The 15190-nt window shown below is 67.8% G+C and carries 12 protein-coding genes; 5 read left to right on the forward strand and 7 right to left on the reverse strand.

What is annotated here, in order from left to right; translation table 11 throughout:
* The first annotated feature begins 45 nt into the window (after positions 1 to 45).
* Positions 46 to 1884 carry a M3 family metallopeptidase gene (locus GIW57_RS01130; RefSeq protein ID WP_236508928.1) on the forward strand — a complete coding sequence of 613 codons (1839 nt, stop codon included), beginning with the start codon at positions 46 to 48 and terminating at the stop codon, positions 1882 to 1884.
* Positions 1881 to 3293 (forward strand): TPM domain-containing protein, encoded by a 1413-nt coding sequence (locus GIW57_RS01135; protein WP_236508929.1) that lies wholly within the window; start codon positions 1881 to 1883, stop codon positions 3291 to 3293. Before GIW57_RS01130 ends, GIW57_RS01135 begins: the two co-directional genes overlap by 4 nt.
* A 1-nt stretch (position 3294) precedes the next feature.
* Here the strand turns inward: GIW57_RS01135 and GIW57_RS01140 are convergent, their stop codons facing one another.
* From GIW57_RS01140 to GIW57_RS01150, 3 genes are all read right to left on the reverse strand, one after another.
* Positions 3295 to 3966: a VOC family protein gene (locus GIW57_RS01140; RefSeq protein ID WP_236508930.1), complete on the reverse strand. Its 672-nt coding sequence runs from the start codon at positions 3964 to 3966 to the stop codon at positions 3295 to 3297.
* A gap of 118 nt (positions 3967 to 4084) precedes the next feature.
* Positions 4085 to 5164 (reverse strand): alpha/beta hydrolase, encoded by a 1080-nt coding sequence (locus GIW57_RS01145; RefSeq protein WP_236508931.1) that lies wholly within the window; start codon positions 5162 to 5164, stop codon positions 4085 to 4087.
* Between the two features lie 16 nt (positions 5165 to 5180).
* Positions 5181 to 6008 carry an AraC family transcriptional regulator gene (locus GIW57_RS01150; protein ID WP_236508932.1) on the reverse strand — a complete coding sequence of 276 codons (828 nt, stop codon included), beginning with the start codon at positions 6006 to 6008 and terminating at the stop codon, positions 5181 to 5183.
* Positions 6009 to 6360: 352 nt separating this feature from the next.
* Between GIW57_RS01150 and GIW57_RS01155 the strand changes: the two genes are divergently transcribed.
* Positions 6361 to 8766, forward strand: coding sequence for a TonB-dependent receptor (locus tag GIW57_RS01155; RefSeq protein WP_236508933.1), 2406 nt, complete (start codon positions 6361 to 6363; stop codon positions 8764 to 8766).
* Entirely contained in the window at positions 8766 to 10067 is a 1302-nt protein-coding gene (locus GIW57_RS01160; protein WP_236508934.1) for an aminotransferase class V-fold PLP-dependent enzyme, read from the forward strand. The genes GIW57_RS01155 and GIW57_RS01160 overlap by 1 nt, the downstream gene beginning before the upstream one ends.
* Before the next feature lie 142 nt (positions 10068 to 10209).
* Here the strand turns inward: GIW57_RS01160 and GIW57_RS01165 are convergent, their stop codons facing one another.
* The 4 genes from GIW57_RS01165 to GIW57_RS01180 form a co-directional block, all read right to left on the reverse strand.
* Complete coding sequence (locus tag GIW57_RS01165) at positions 10210 to 11739, reverse strand: PLP-dependent aminotransferase family protein (protein ID WP_236508935.1); 1530 nt, start codon at positions 11737 to 11739, stop codon at positions 10210 to 10212.
* A gap of 9 nt (positions 11740 to 11748) precedes the next feature.
* Positions 11749 to 12351 carry a DUF6436 domain-containing protein gene (locus GIW57_RS01170; RefSeq protein WP_236508936.1) on the reverse strand — a complete coding sequence of 201 codons (603 nt, stop codon included), beginning with the start codon at positions 12349 to 12351 and terminating at the stop codon, positions 11749 to 11751.
* Positions 12351 to 12611 (reverse strand): hypothetical protein, encoded by a 261-nt coding sequence (locus tag GIW57_RS01175; RefSeq protein WP_099819766.1) that lies wholly within the window; start codon positions 12609 to 12611, stop codon positions 12351 to 12353. Before GIW57_RS01175 ends, GIW57_RS01170 begins: the two co-directional genes overlap by 1 nt.
* A gap of 72 nt (positions 12612 to 12683) precedes the next feature.
* Complete coding sequence (locus GIW57_RS01180; protein ID WP_236508937.1) at positions 12684 to 14099, reverse strand: PLP-dependent aminotransferase family protein; 1416 nt, start codon at positions 14097 to 14099, stop codon at positions 12684 to 12686.
* 183 nt (positions 14100 to 14282) lie between these two features.
* Here GIW57_RS01180 and cyoA point away from each other — a divergent pair, with 183 nt between their 5' ends.
* On the forward strand, positions 14283 to 15188 hold the full coding sequence (gene cyoA / locus GIW57_RS01185; protein WP_100462104.1) for a ubiquinol oxidase subunit II: 906 nt from the start codon (positions 14283 to 14285) through the stop codon (positions 15186 to 15188).
* Positions 15189 to 15190 lie beyond the last annotated feature (2 nt).

Here is a 15190-nt window from a genome sequence, read left to right on the forward strand (position 1 = left end):
CGTCGGCTGCTAGGCTCGAAGTCCGATCAAGGCACGGAGACGCCGATGCAGGCCCGCAGGATGCGCACCACCACCGTTGTCATCGCCACGCTGTGGGCGATGGCCACCTCCCTCGGCGCCCACGCACAGTCGCTGCACGCCGATGACCGCGCTTACTTCCCCAGCGCCGCCGCCGAACAGGCGGCACGGGTCACCCTGGGCGAGCGCGTGGAGGCATTGCAGAGCGCCACGGCGGGCGAGCCGGCCACGCGCTTCCGCCAGGCCGAAGCGCTGCAGGCACAGTGCATGCGTCACCATGCGTATCTGCATCTGCAGGCCGCGCGCAACGCACGCGATCGTCGCCCGGCGCAGGCGCTGGACCAGGTGATGGGGCTGTGCAGCCGTATCGCCCGCACCGGCAGGGCCGCCCTGCGTGAGGCGCCGGCGGATGCCCCTTGGCTGGCGTCCTATGGGTTCCTGCGCGCCCGCGCGCTGCAGGAAGCCGCGGCGCCGGCCAATGCGCAGCTGGATGATGCCGTGGACGCACTGGCCGACCCGGCGCTGGATACGTTCGCGCGCCTGCGCCGGCAGATCATGCACAGCGCGGAATACCCGCGTATCGAGGGTGCTGGCCGCAGCTGGGATACCGGCGCCGACAAGCAGGCCCTGGCCCAGCACCCGGACCGGGCGCTGCGCGAGGCCGGCTGGAAGGGATACTGGCAGGGCGTGCAGTCGCGCCGCGAGCCGATGGCGTCGGTACTGCTGGGCCTGGTGCAGGTGAATGATGCCGCCGCGCGTCTGCAGGGCGACGGCTCGGCCACCGCACGTGGCTATCGACGCATGGGCATGGATACGCAGACGGTCGACGCGACGCTGGCGGCGATCGAGCGCCACGCGGCAGACCGGCGTGACTACCAGGACATGCTGCTGCAGCATGCCGGGCGCAGCGGTGTGGTGTCGCCGCAGCTGTGGGATACCACCGTGCCGGATGCCGGCTACACGCCACCGGTGCTTTCCCTGGAGCAGCTGCGCGATACCGCTGCCGACGCCATGCAGCCGCTGGGGCCGGCGTATGTCGCCGAGCTGCGTGCGCTGCTGGATCCTGCGCACAAGCGCATGGACCTGGCTACCGTGCTGGGCAGCCGCAGCCAGGATGCGTTCCATATGTTTGCACCGGACACGCCGACGCTGCTGTTCGTGGGGCAGCGCAGCGGCGATCTGGAAAGTGACGTGGAGATCGCCCATGAAGCAGGTCACGCCATGCATGGGCAGTGGATGCTGCGCGGGCATGCCTCGCCATTGCATCTCAATGGCAGTGCGTGGATGACCGAGGCCTTCGCCATCTACAACGAGCTGCGCTTCCGTGACCAGTTGTACCAGCAGGCGCAGGACCCGCGCGCCAAGGCGTACTACCTGAAGTCGCTGCTCGACGACATGGTGTTGCAGCTGTTCACGTCCTCCGAGGAAGCACAGCTGGAGCAGTCGATCTACCAGGGCGTGGCCAGCAATACACTGGGCACCGCCGACGATCTGGACGCGCTCACCGGCCAGGTGCTGGCGCGCTACGGCCAGCAGCCGCAGCGCTACCCGCAGCTGCGCAGCACCTGGATCGGCAAGCGCCTGATGTATGACGACCCGCAGTATCTGGTCAACTATCTCTATGCCGGCTTGCTGGCGGTGCAGCTGTATGTGCAGGACCAGCAGGACCCGGAGGGCTTCCGCCAGCGCTACCTGACCATACTGGGTGAGGGCTTTGACCGCGCACCGCAGGAACAGGTGGCGCAGTTGCTGGGTCATGCACCGGACTGGCCGGTACTGGTCGACGCGGATCTGCAGGTGTTCGCACAGAACGCTGCACGGCTGCAGGCGTTGTATGCGCAGATCGAGGCCGGGCAGGGCACATGAGCCGGGGGCCGCAGGCACGCGTTGCCAGGCCGTGGGCATGGCTTGCGCTGCTGCTCTGCCTGCTGCCGCTGCTGGCACTGGCGGCAGCCCCGATCCCTGCGTTGAATGACCCGGTGGTGGACACCGCCGACGCGCTGTCGGCCAGCACCCGCGCCACGCTGCGCGAGCAGGCATTGCAGTTGCAGGCACGCAAAGGCGCGCAGCTGCAGGTGCTGGTGGTACCCAGCGTTGGCGAGGAAGGTATCGAAGCCTATGCACAGCGCGTCTTCGACCAATGGGAGCTGGGCCGTGCCGGTGTCGATGATGGCGTGCTGCTGCTGGTGGCGGTGCAGGATCGGCGCGTACGCATCCAGACCGGTTATGGCCTGGAAGGCACCATCCCCGATGCCTATGCCGCGCGCATCATCGACAAGGCGATCGTGCCGCGGTTGCGCGAGGGCGACCTGGACCAAGGCGTGCTGGACGGTACCGCGGTGCTGGTGGCGCTGGTCGATGGTGAGGAACTGCCACCCTGGGAAGATTCATTGGCACGCAACGTGTTGCCGCCGGATTGGCGCACGGGGGATTCGGTCGTCGCGTTGACGTTGCTGGCGGGCTTCCTGGCCGGTCTATGGCGATCGCCACCGCGTCTGCTGGCGACGAGGACCGAAGCCGATTTCACCGGTAACCGCCGCGAGCGGCGGCGCAAGGCACTGGCAGCCAACGCGGCGATGCCCAGGCCGAGCTGGCCGACCTTACCTGCATGGGGCCGGCCGCTGCTGGTGACGGCGGTGATCGCCGCGGGACTGCTGTCTGCGACGCTGCTGCTGCCGCGCCACGTGCTGCCGGCGCTGTTCTTCGTGATGGTGCCTGCCGTACCGGTGGCGACGCTGCTGGGCTGGTGCTGGCATCGCAGCCGCGGCGTACGCATCGTGCTGTACGGCATGCTGGCCGTCAGCACCGGCTTCTTCGCGGTGATGCTGGTGCGTGGCCAGTTACCGCCCAGCCTTGCGCTGCACACGCTGCTGAACCTGGCAGTCGGCATCGCCGCCATGCTGGTGTTCTTCCTGGTGCAGGCCGGTCGCGCGCGCTGGCGGAAGAACCGCAACAGCTTCGCCATCCGCGTGGTGGTGCTGGTGCTGCTGACCACTGGCTATGCGCTGGGCGCGGTGCTGGCCATCGACCGTGCCGGCGACGAGAACGCCCGCGTGCTGGCAACGATCGTGTCCAGCGTGGGCACGCTGTTCCTGTACTTCATCTGGGTGCTCACCCTGCTGCCCGGCGAAAAAGCCCGCGGCGGCCGCAGTTCGTCCAGAGGCTACCGTTCCTCCTCCAGCACCTCGTCGTCCAGTTCGTCCTCGGGCAGTTCCAGCGACTGGTCCGGTGGTGGCGGCCGCAGTGGCGGCGGTGGCGCCTCGGGCAGCTGGTAGCTCAGGCCGCCTGCACCCGCCAGCCCAGCGCGGCATCGTGCAGTTCGCCGCTGCCGCTCACATCGCCCACCTGCAGCTGCAGTCCCTGCGCGTTGGGCAGGTCCTTCTGCTCGGGGAACCAACGACGATCGGCGGCGACCACGATCAGCAGCCCCTCGTCGTCGCCCATCGGTGCGAACTGCGGCGACGGCGGGCTGATCGGCTGCAGGCCGAAGCGCTGGCTGGACTGTTCGCGTACCGCATCGACATCGTGGCTGGGCAGGCCGACCTCGCTCAGGCAGGTCAGCTCGCTGCCATGGAAGGCACCGCTGCGTTCGCTGGCCGGCAAGCGCCTGCGGCCGATCAGCTCCAGGATCAGGCCATCGGGTCCAGTGAAATACACCGATTGCGACTGCCAGCTGCTTTCCAGTGCGAAGTAATCGCGGCCTTCCGGGCTGCATTGGAAGGGCGTGCGTGCTCGCAACCAGGTCATGGCCTCGGCGAAGCGATTGTCCGGCACATTGAAGGCCAGGTGCACGCCGCCGACAGGGTGGTCGCCGGCAGGTTGCAACTGGATCGTGCTCCAGCCGATGCGGACCTGGTCACCGGCCACTTCCAGTTGCAGCACGTCGCGGAACCAAGTGGCAACGCGGGTGACGTCGGATACAGGCAGGGTGAGGTGCAGCAGGCGCATGGTCGATCCTCCGTGTAACGCTGGGTGCAGTGTAGTCCCGCGCACCTTCGCGCCGCGTCATCACCTGCGCAACGAATCGTTACTGCCAGCCGCAGCGTCGAGCCGTGCTCGACAGCTTCTACCGCAGTGCATCACCGAAGAAGCGAACCGCATCTTCCACCACCACGGCATGAGTCTGTTCCTTCGGCACCTCAGTTACACACAGCGCCTGCAGCCGCTCCTTCGCCAGCGGCGTGCACCCGGACAGGAAGTCGTAGTGCCCGACACCCGGCAGCGTGTGCAGCGTTGCCTTCGGAATCAGCGCCGCCGCCACATCGCCGTTGGTCGCTGGTGGCGCCACCTCGTCGGCAGCGCCCAGCACGATCGCCACCGGCTGCTGCAACGCCTTCAGCTGCTCCGGTGCGAATGCCTGCACGATGGCCGGCGCCAGCACGAAGACTGCGCGGACACCGGGAATCGAACGATCATCCTGCGCGTGCTGCACGTAGGGCTGCAGTTGCGGTGATGCTGCTGCAGCAAGGCGCGCTTCCATCGTATGTGCGGCCGCTTCCTGCTGGGGTCTGCACACGCCGTCGTCCGCGTGCGCCCGGCAGAACGCCAGCAACCGCGTCATGTCCGGCCTTGCGCCGGCGCTGAGCAGTGCGGTGAAGCCACCGGCGGAATAGCCGATCACGCCCAGCCGCGACGCATCAATGTGTGGCCCCAGTTGCGGGTCGGCTTTTACTGCGGCCAGCGCGGCCTTCAGGTCGTCGGCGCGCAGCCAGGTCAGCACGCTCCCGGCCAGCGTCATCTCATCGACGCCGTTGTTGCCCGGGTGGTCCACGGCGATCACCAGGTAGCCGGCGCGCGCGAGCGCGGTGCCCAGCCACCCCATCATGCGCGCGGTACCGCCATTGCCATGCGACAGCAACAGGGTCGGCAGGCGCGCGCCGGCAATGGGGGCGTCCTTCGCGGCGCGCCCCGCCTCGAACAGTGGCGCATCCGCTGGCCCGATGGTGAGCGGCGTCTCGTCGCTGCCTGGGCTTGCCGGGTACCACACGGTGAAGCGCAACACATCGCGGTGCGCGCCATCGCGTATCGCCGCGCTTTCCAGCGTTGTCACACCATGGCGCTCACCGGCGATGAGGGGAGCCGCTGCCATCGCCATGGGCGACAGCGAAGCCAACAGCAGGGCCAGGATCCATCGCGTTGCGTGCATCGTCAGTCTCTCCGGGTCAGGCAGGGCGTTGATCGACCGGCAGCCAGATTTCCACGCCACCGTGGCCGCTGTGCTCGTCGAAGCGGGTGTCGTAGCGCTCAAGGTCCGGCGCGTTGGCCAGGCTGAGGTGGCTGGCGGGCAGGTACTGGTCCAGCAGCCAGAACCAGGTCGAGCGGATGGTGGAGATATGCGCGCCATGCCAGGCCACCAGGTAACGGCGCGCAGGCACATCCACCCGCTGCCAGTGTGCCGGCACCGATGACAGTGCGTTCACCGGCAGCGCTGCGATGTAGTCGAAGCCGCCATCGTCGTCACTGTTGCAGCACACACCGAAACTGACCGGTGCCGGCGTTGGCCATTCGCGATTGAGCTGTGCCCACTGCCCCGGAATCGCACCACCGCTGTCGCGGGTGTGGCGCATGCCGATGCCAGCCACCTGGAAGGGCGTGCAGTCGATCAGCCTGGGCGCCTCGCCGCAGGCCTGTGGTGCATCGTCGAGGCGGATCGCGTGCACCAGCGACAGCTCCGTCAGACCGCGCTCGCGTACGCGCTCCGGGGTCTGCCCGAACTGCTCGCAGAAGGCACGGGTGAACGCAGCATGCGTGCTGTAGCCCGCCGCCAGCGCCACCTGCAGGATGTCGCCGGCACCGTTGGCCAACTGCTGCGCAGCGGCGGTCAGGCGGCGTCCGCGCAGGTAGCGCACCACCGACGTACCGGTGCGGGCCTGGAACAGGCGCGACAGGTGGAACGGCGACAGTCCTGCGGCGGCCGCGATGTCGGCCAGCGCCAGCGGCTTGTCCGCATGGCTTTCGATGTACCACAACGCTTTGCCTGCCGCGCTCATCGCGCTGTCCCTTGTTCGAATGTCGGGCAGCGTAACGGATCGACGGGGTGGGGCGCTTAGCAGTTCTTGCGGTGGCGGGGTTTTGCGTTTGCCGTGGTAGCGGCAGCTCTCCCCGCCCGCTTCCTGGTGGTCTTCGCGCTCGCACTGTTCATCCCGTTGCGGACGGCGCGGCCAGCCACCTTCGGCTTCGACGACGACGCTGCCGGGTAGCGCACGCCCGGTATGGGCAGCATCCGCACCGTAACCGCTGCAACTGTCGTCTCCACGTCATCGCTGCTTCACATCGCAGCCCGAGACTGCGCGCCTTGTCCAGGTCCCACCTGGCCCTGTCGTGCCTTCCCGGAGTTCCGCCGTGCATCGTTCGAAGCTGTCGCGTTCCATCCTCCTCGCCCTTGGTCTGGTCAGCGCAGGAGGCGCGATCGCGGCAGATGCCGGAACGGCGGACACCAGCAGCAGCGGCAGCCACACCGCACCTACCCAGCTCGACGCGATGCTGGTCACCGGTACCCGAGCCTCCAACCGCACCCAGTTTGAAACCCTGGCGCCGGTGGACGTGTTCACCAAGCAGGACATCCAGTCGGTCGACTCCACCGACCTGAAGGACGTGCTGGCGCAGCTGGTGCCGTCGTTCGTGGTGCAGCGCCTGCCGATGGCCGATGGCCAGGTGTTCGTGCGCCCGGCCACGCTGCGTGGCCTGTCGCCGGACCAGACGCTTGTGCTGGTCAACGGCCGCCGCTTCCATCGCAGTGCGTTGCTTGGGAACCGCGGCGCACAGGCCGCCGACCTGGCGCAGATCCCGACCAGTGCCATCAAGCGCATCGAAGTGCTGCGCGATGGTGCGTCGGCGCAGTACGGTTCGGATGCCATCGCCGGCGTCATCAACATCATTCTGGAAGACAGCCCGGGCACCGAGATCACCGCCGGCTATTCGCAGTACGCGCAGGGCGACGGCGGCTCGCGCGACTTCAGTGCGCGCACCGGCTGGGCGTTGGGGGACTACGGCAGCCTGGCCCTGTTCGCCGAATCCTCGAACTCCGACGCGACCTCGCGCACCCGCCAGCGCCCCGACGCCATCGCATTCCAGGCCGCGCATCCCGAACTGGACGTGCCCAACCCGGTGCAGCGCTGGGGCCAGCCGGAGCTGGAAAGCCGCCGTGTGGGCTTCAACCTGAAGGCCAACGCCAGCGATACGCTGGAGATCTATGCCTTCGGCCTGTACAGCCACAGCGATGGCGTCAGCGATTTCAACTGGCGCAACCCGGATACCACCACTGGCGCGTACCGTACGACCAGCATCTTCCCGGGCTGGAACCTGCGCTCGCTGTATCCGGTAGGCTTCAGCCCGCAGTACGGCAACACGCAGAACGACCTGCAGCTGGTCGCTGGCCTGCGCGGTGAGATCACCCCCAAGCTGCGCTGGGACCTGAGCGCCTCGTATGGCCGCAACGCAATCGACTACAGCCTGGACAACTCGATCAACGCATCGCTTGGCCCGGACAGCCCGACCTCCTTCGACCTCGGCCGGCTGACCCAGACCGAGAAGAACGCCAATGCGGACTTCAACTACGAATGGGACGTGGCCGCGCTGTCGAAGCCGATCAACGTCGCCTTCGGGGCCGAGTTCCGCCAGGAAACCTATCAGGTACGTGCCGGTGATCCGGCCTCGTACGCGGTGGGCCCAGGCGCGGCGGCGGGGCTGGAAGCCAATTCCAACGGCGCGCCGGGCTTCTCGGCCAGCCAGGCGGGAACGTGGGATCAGCGCAGCAAGGCGGCCTACGTAGACATGGAAGTGCCGCTGGGCGAGCGCTGGAGCATCGGCGCGGCCGGTCGCTATGAAGACTTCTCCAGCTTCGGCAGCACGGTGGATGGCAAGCTGTCGGCACGTTTTGCGATCACCCCCGACGTGGCTCTGCGGGGAACGCTCTCCACCGGCTTCCGCGCGCCCACGCCGGCCCAGCTCAATACCACCAGCACTACCCAGGGCCTGGACACGCGCACGCTGCAGATCTTCACCAGCGGCCGCCTGTCACCCAGCGATCCGTTGGCGCAGCTGCTCGGTGCCAAGCCGCTGACTCCGGAGGAATCGCGCACCGCCTCGCTGGGCCTGACCTGGCGCACCGACATGGGGCTTTCAGGGTCGGTCGACGTCTACCGGATCACGCTCAGCGACCGCTTCAGCCAGTCGGCCAGCTTCGCCATTCCGGCCGGCACGCCCAACCCGCTGGGCTACACCTCTGTGAACTACTTCACCAACGATTTCGACACCACCACCACCGGCGTGGACGTGGTCGGCAACTACCTGCGCGATCTCGGCGCCGGACGCATGACGCTGACCCTGGCCTACAACTACAACCAGACCCGCGTCGACAACGGCAGCACCTCGGTGGCCACCAACGAGACCCAGCGCGTGCTGTTCGAAGACCGCCTGCCCGAGCACAAGGGCAGCTTCACCGGCAGCTGGGACGTCGGCGCGTGGTCGTTGATGGCGCGCGTGCGCTACTACGGCAAGTGGACCGACTCCACCGGCAACGCTACGGGCGACATCTACCAGAAGTTCGGCGCGATGACCTTCCTCGACCTCGCGGTGGGTTATCGCATCAACGAACACCACAGCCTGCGCGTGGGCGCCGACAACGTGTTCGACCGCTACCCGGATGAAGCCACGTTCCAGGCCAGCCGCGGCCTGATCTATTCGCGCAACGCCCCGTATGACACTGACGGCGCCAATGTGTACGCGCAGTACCGGCTGACCTTCTGATGGACAGCCGACGTCGTTCCCTGCTGCGCGCGGGTGCGCTGTTGCCGGCCAGTGCGGCGCTGGCCGCGCTGGCTGCTCCGGCAGCCGCGCGCTACGCTGTGCCGATGGACATTCCCGCACCTTCCACGACGCCGGACGTGCTGGCCCGTGACGAGTCGTACTGGTCCGCCGTCGCCAGCCACTTCGACATCACCGATGAAGTGAACCACCTGGAGAATGGCTACTGGGGCGCGATGGGCCGGGAGACCCTGGCCAGCTACCAGCGGCACACCGCCGAAGTGAATCGCGGCAACGCCTGGTACGGGCGCCATGCGTTTCCCACGCAGTACATGGCGGTGCATCGGCAGGTGGCCGACATGCTCGGTGTCGGTGCGGACGAGATCGCGCTGACCCGTGGCGCCACCGAAGCAATGCTGGCGCTGATCGGCGGCTACAACCGGCTGCAGCCCGGCGACCAGGTGCTGTACGCCGATATCGACTACGACAGCATGATCAACGCCATGCGTTGGCTGCAGCAGCGCCGTGGCGCGCAGGTCGAGCGCATTGCATTGCCAGCGGTGCCAACCCATCAGCAGATCCTGCAGGTCTACGATGACGCGTTCGCGCGCCTGCCGCGCCTGAAGCTGGTGTTGCTGACCCAGGTCAGCCACCGCCATGGGCTGGTGCTGCCGGTGGCGGAGATCGCCGAGCGTGCGCGTGCACGCGGCGTCGATGTGATTGTCGATGCCGCACATGGCTTCGGTCAGATCGACTACGCGGTGCCGGAGCTGAAGGCCGATTTCGTTGGCATCAACCTGCACAAGTGGATCGGCGCACCGGTGGGCGTGGGCGCGATGTACGTGCGTAAGGGGCGCGTGGCCGACCTGGATCCGTACATGGGCGAGACCGACGATGGTCGCGTGGGCAGCCGCGTGCACACCGGCACGGTCAACTTCGCTGCCTATCTGGCGCTGCCCGAGGCCATCGCGTTGCATCAGCGCATCGGTGCAGCCAACAAGCAGGCGCGCCTGCGCTACCTGCGCGAGCGGTGGACGGTGCCAGCGCGGCAGATGGCGCATATCGAGGTGCTGTCGTCGCCGGATCCGGCGTTGGCCAGTGCATTGGCCAGCTTCCGCCTGCGTGGCCATACCTCGATGGAAGAGAACCAGACGCTGCAGAAGCGTCTGCTGGATGAGCACCGGATATTCACCACGCATCGCGATGGTCTGGACTCCGGCGCCTGCGTGCGGGTGACGCCGTCGGTGTTCACCCGCCCGGCGCAGATGGATGCGCTGGTGCAGGCGCTGGCCGCGCTGGCCTGAACGCCCCCCGCGTTGGTAGATGCCAACCTTGGTTGGCACCGCATCCACGCATGGCATGAACGGGCATTGCCAACCAAGGTTGGCATCTACCGAATACCGAAACAGGTCCAGTAGATCCACGCCATGCGTGGATGCTCTCCGCCTACCGCTCGATCGCCGGCAACGCATCGGACAACAACAACCGATCGATCCGCCGCAGCGCGTTCTCCAGTTGCCGCCGGTCCGCAGCCAATCCCAACGACAGCCGCACCCCACTCGTGAACGCTGCGCCCGGCGGACAGAACGCCGATGAAGGTGCGATCGCCAAACCCTGCAGCTGTGCCGTACGCACCAGCGTCGCATCGGTCCATGGCGCTGGCACCCGGCACCATGCATGCAGCCCATCGGCGCGCTCCAGCAGTGAGGGTGCCAGCAGATATCGCGCCATCCGCGTACGCTCGCGCGCTTCCTCGCGCACCTGCACCAGCAGCGCCTGCGCCGAACCATCCAGCAGCAGCTGGCTGGCCAGCGCGGATACCAGCGGATGGCCCATCAACCGAGTGGCACGCAGTGCGGCAGCCATCGCCTCGGCGTGGGTGGCGCTTGGGCATTGCACGAACGCGGTACGCAGGCCGGGGCTGATCACCTTCGACAGCGTGGCCACATGGAATACGTGCCGGGGCGCCAACGTCGCCAGCGCAATGGGCGGGGTGACGGCCAGGTGCCAGTACGGATCGTCCTCGATCGCCAGCAGGCCTTCGCGCTCCAGTACCCGCGCCAGCGCCTCGCGCCGCGGGGTGGGCACGGTCAGCGCCGTCGGGTTCTGGCAGGTGGGGTTGAGGTAGACCAGGCGCGCGCCACATTCCCGCGCCCGGCGTGCCAGCGCCTCCGGGCACATGCCCTGTTCGTCGCCCTCCACCGTGACCAGCCGCCGTCCCAGTGCAGCGGCCGCCTGCAGCAGGCCCGGATACACCAAGGGGTCGCAGAGGATCGCATCGCCCTCGCGCCCCTGGCTGACCAGGATCGCCGCCAGCGCCACCTGCGCGCCTTCGGTCAGCAGCAGGCGCGCGTCGTCCACCGTGCCCAGCATCGGTTGCAGCCAGCGCGCCGCCGCGTGGCGATCGGTCGGATTGCCACCGCCGAGGTGATAGGTCATCAGGTTCGGCGCATTGCTGCGCGCGAGCACCGCCGCTGCGCCTCGACGCAGCATGTCCGCCAGTGCATCGGCGTCAGGTACCGGCGGCACGTTCATGCTGAGATCGACGGCCTGATCAAAACCGGCCTTGGGCGGTGCGATGAAGCTGCCCTGCGGCCCACGTGCTTCGATCAGTCCACGCTTGCGTGCTTCATCGAAGGCACGGGTCACCGTGGTCAGGTCCACACCCAGCTGCTGCGCCAATGCACGCTGCGAAGGCAGCCGTTGCCCGGGCGCCAGGCCACCGCGATTGATGGTGCGTTCCAGCGTGTTGACGATGCGCAGGTAGATCGGACCGCTGTGCACGTGCACGTCCTGCACCCAGCCCAGCCCTGCGACGCCAGGCCCTGCGACATCGGGTCGCGGCATGTACGGAGGATGTCGGGGCGTATCGTTGCTTCCAACGGCGGGAGCCTGTCCATAACCATCGGTCGGTTCGGACAGGTGACCGCCGTTGTTGTTTGTGGCGGCTGCGCCGGCCAGCATCGGTGATGTCATCGCGCGTCCTCAGCGCTTGGCCTGCCAGGGGCAGTAGCAGCCCACGGCAAGCAGTCCTTTCGGGCGCACGGTTTCCCCGCGCACCAGTTTGTCCAGCAACGGTTCGACAAAGCTGTTGGCCGAATTGCAGACCATGCCGATGCTGTACGGGCCGGCATAGGCCAGGTGGCCCTGGCGGTCCCAGATCGCCACCGCCGGGCTGGCCGGAATGTTCTCGATGCCGTCGATGGTCGGCAGGGTGATCACCTTGTTGCGCAGCGGCTCGGGTAGTTCGCCTGCGGTGCCGGGGCGACGGATCGCATAGAAGTCGATGCCGGCGCGGCGGTACATGCTGATCAGGTAGCTGAGGTGCGCGCCGGTTTCGCGGTTGCACACGCCGCAGGCCGGGTCCCAGAAATGCACCACGCGGATGCGGCCGGTGTCGCCGGCCAGTTCCGCCGGCAACCGCAGCTGCGAGTCATCGAAGACGATGGCCTGTTCGGCGAACGTGGACTGCTCGCCATAGCCGAAGTACTGCCACAGGGCCGCTGCCACGCCGGCCATGAACAGGCAGGCGAGGGCGATCATCACCGGCAGCATCGAGCGGCGTGGACGCGGCGCGGCTGCGCCCATCAGGAGCCGTCCTCGCCGAACTTGTGCACGTACTGCTTGCGCATCTCGCGGCACGAATCGGCCTGGGCGCGGCGCTGGATCTCGCTGCGCGCCGCGTCCTCGCTGCGTTGCAGGCACTGTTCGATGGCGTGGCGCTCGGCGGCCTGCACATCCACGGTCTGCGGTTGCAGGCAGACCCAGGCCAGGGCAGCCAGCATCAACACGACGAAACCGCCGCAGCCGGCCATCACCAGGTGGAACTTCAGTTTGTCGGCGGCCATCGGCGGCACGTCCCTCGGTCCATACATTGCATACAAGATATCATCTTGTATGGTTATGGCTCACGGGGGGGCTCAGACGATCGCCGAATGCCGCGCGTCGGGTGCCTCGGACAGAATCTCGTTCAGCTTGGCCAGCGCGCCGGCCAAGGCCTCCTGGTCCACGGCACCGCCCAGCGACAGGCGGATGGCGTTGCCCGGTGGCGGTTCCTCCACGCTGAAGGCGTCGGAGCTGGCAATCCCCAGGCCCTGTTCCTGCGCGGCCTGGATCAAACGGTACTGGTCCAGCCGCGGCGGCAATGGCAGCCACACATGCAGGCCGGCCGGATGGGCCTGGCGCCGGGCGGGCAGGTAGCGGGCGGCGATGGCCTGGCGCTCGCGCAGTTCCTGCTGGAAGCGCTGCACCATCGCCTGCGCCTGGCCGGTGCGGATCCAGTGCGAGGCCACGGCCACCATCGACTGGGTGGGCATCAGCGCGATCGCGCGCAGGGCGTCCAGCACCGGTTCCATCGGCTGGCCGGCTGGCACCACCAGGTAGGCCGTGCGCAGGCCGGGGGCCAGGCACTTGGACAGGGTGGAAATGTAATAGACCGGGCAGTCACCGTCGGCCAGCGCCGCCAGTGGCGGGGCGGCATCGCCGGCCAGCAGCCAGTAGGGATCGTCCTCGACCACGGTCAGTTCGTGCCGCCGCGCCACCGCCAGCAGGGCCTGCCGGCGCTGCGCCGACATCGTCGCCGTGGTCGGGTTCTGGATGGTCGGTACCAGATACAGCAGGCGCGGCCGACGCAGCTGGCAGGCCTCTTCCAGGGCATCGGGCAGCATGCCCTCGGCGTCCATCGCCACCGGCACCACGCCCCGCTGCAGCACCCGCGCGGCGGCCAGCAGGCCCGGGTAGGTCAGCTGTTCGGCGGCGATCAGTTCGCCCGGCTGGGTGCGGGCCAGGATCAGCGCGCACAGCGCGGTCTGCGCACCGGGGCAGATCACCATCCGCTCGGCGCCGACCGGGCCGAGGATCGGCGCCAGCCATTGCACGGCCGCCGCGCGGTCGTCGCGGCTGCCGGCGCCGACGTGGTAGCTCATCAGCTCGCCCTGGCCCAGCTGCTGGCCCAGGTGCTGGAATCCGGCCTCCATGCCCTGCGCGAACGGCGCGCTGCCCAGCAGCGGCGGGATGTTCATGCTCAGGTCGACCGAGGTGCTGCGGTTGCCGGCGGACATCGCGATGAAGGTGCCGCCGGCGCCCTGTGCATCCAGCAGCCCGGCCTGGCGCAGTTCGGCGAAGGCGCGGGTGACCGTGGTCAGGTCCACCCCCACCTGCTGGGCCAGGTCACGCTGTGGCGGCAGGCGGTCGCCCGGGCGCAGCACACCGTCATCCACCGCCTCACGCACCTGCTGGGCGATCTGCAGGTACAGCGGTCCGGCGCCCTCACGGAAGGGGCGAACCCAGGTCCGGTTGGGGTGTTTCAGGCGGCGGCCGGCAGCAGGAGGCGTCATCGGTCGGATTTTTCCATACGTGCAGATGCACAAGTCCATACAATGTTGTATTTTGTATGGGCTTGATTGGAGTGGCTCGCCTATTTGTAGGCGACCTCGTACCCACAGTGTAGCCGCTCCACGCCCGGGCGCTGCGCGCAGGCGAGCCGGTCAAGCGCGCATCTTCAACAGGGTTGACCTCCAATGAATATCTGCTGGAACCGCATCCGCCTGGCGCTGGTCGCCCTGGCCTGCATCGCCCTGACGGGCTGCGACTGGGTGCTGCTGGATTCGAAGGGCATGGTCGGGATCGCACAGCGCGACCTGATCCTGATCTGCATCGGCCTGATGCTGATCGTCGTCGTGCCGGCCATCGTGCTGACCTTCGTGTTCGCCTGGCGCTTCCGCGCCGGTAATACCAAGGCCAAGTACACGCCGGACTGGTCGCACTCCACCAAGGTGGAAGTGGTGGTCTGGGGCGTGCCGTTGATCATCATCGCGGTGCTGGCGGTGATCGTGTGGCAGTCGACCCACGAACTCGACCCGTACAAGCCGCTGGACGTGGCCGGCGAACCGCTGCACGTGGACGTGATCGCCACCGACTGGAAGTGGGTGTTCGTGTACCCGGACCTCGGCATCGCCACGGTCAACCAGCTCAACTTCCCGGCCAACCGCGCGCTGGCGTTCAACATCACCTCCAACTCGACGATGAATACCTTCTTCATCCCGCAGCTGGGTGGGCAGATCTACGCGATGGCCGGCATGCGCACGCAGCTGCACCTGATCGCCAACGAGCCCGGCCAGTTCCGTGGCATGTCCGGCAACTACAGCGGCCATGGTTTCTCGAACATGAAGTTCATGGCCACCGCAAGCAGCAACGAAGACTTCGATCGCTGGGTGGCCGAAGTGCGCAGCGCGCCGGATGCGCTCAGCTTCGAGCAGTTCAAGGCGCTGGCCGCACCGTCGAAGAACGCGCCGGTGCAGCACTTCTCCAGCGTCGAACCGCTGCTGTTCAAGAAAGTCATCGACCAGTTCATCGGCGTCGGTGAGAACACCGCTGCTGCGGCCCCGGCCGGTACGGCCGCCGGTGCCCAGGTTTCCCAGGAGTAACG

It is taken from the genome of Stenotrophomonas sp. PA-6-5C, assembly GCF_021605635.1.
In the GTDB taxonomy this organism is placed as follows: domain Bacteria; phylum Pseudomonadota; class Gammaproteobacteria; order Xanthomonadales; family Xanthomonadaceae; genus Stenotrophomonas; species Stenotrophomonas lactitubi.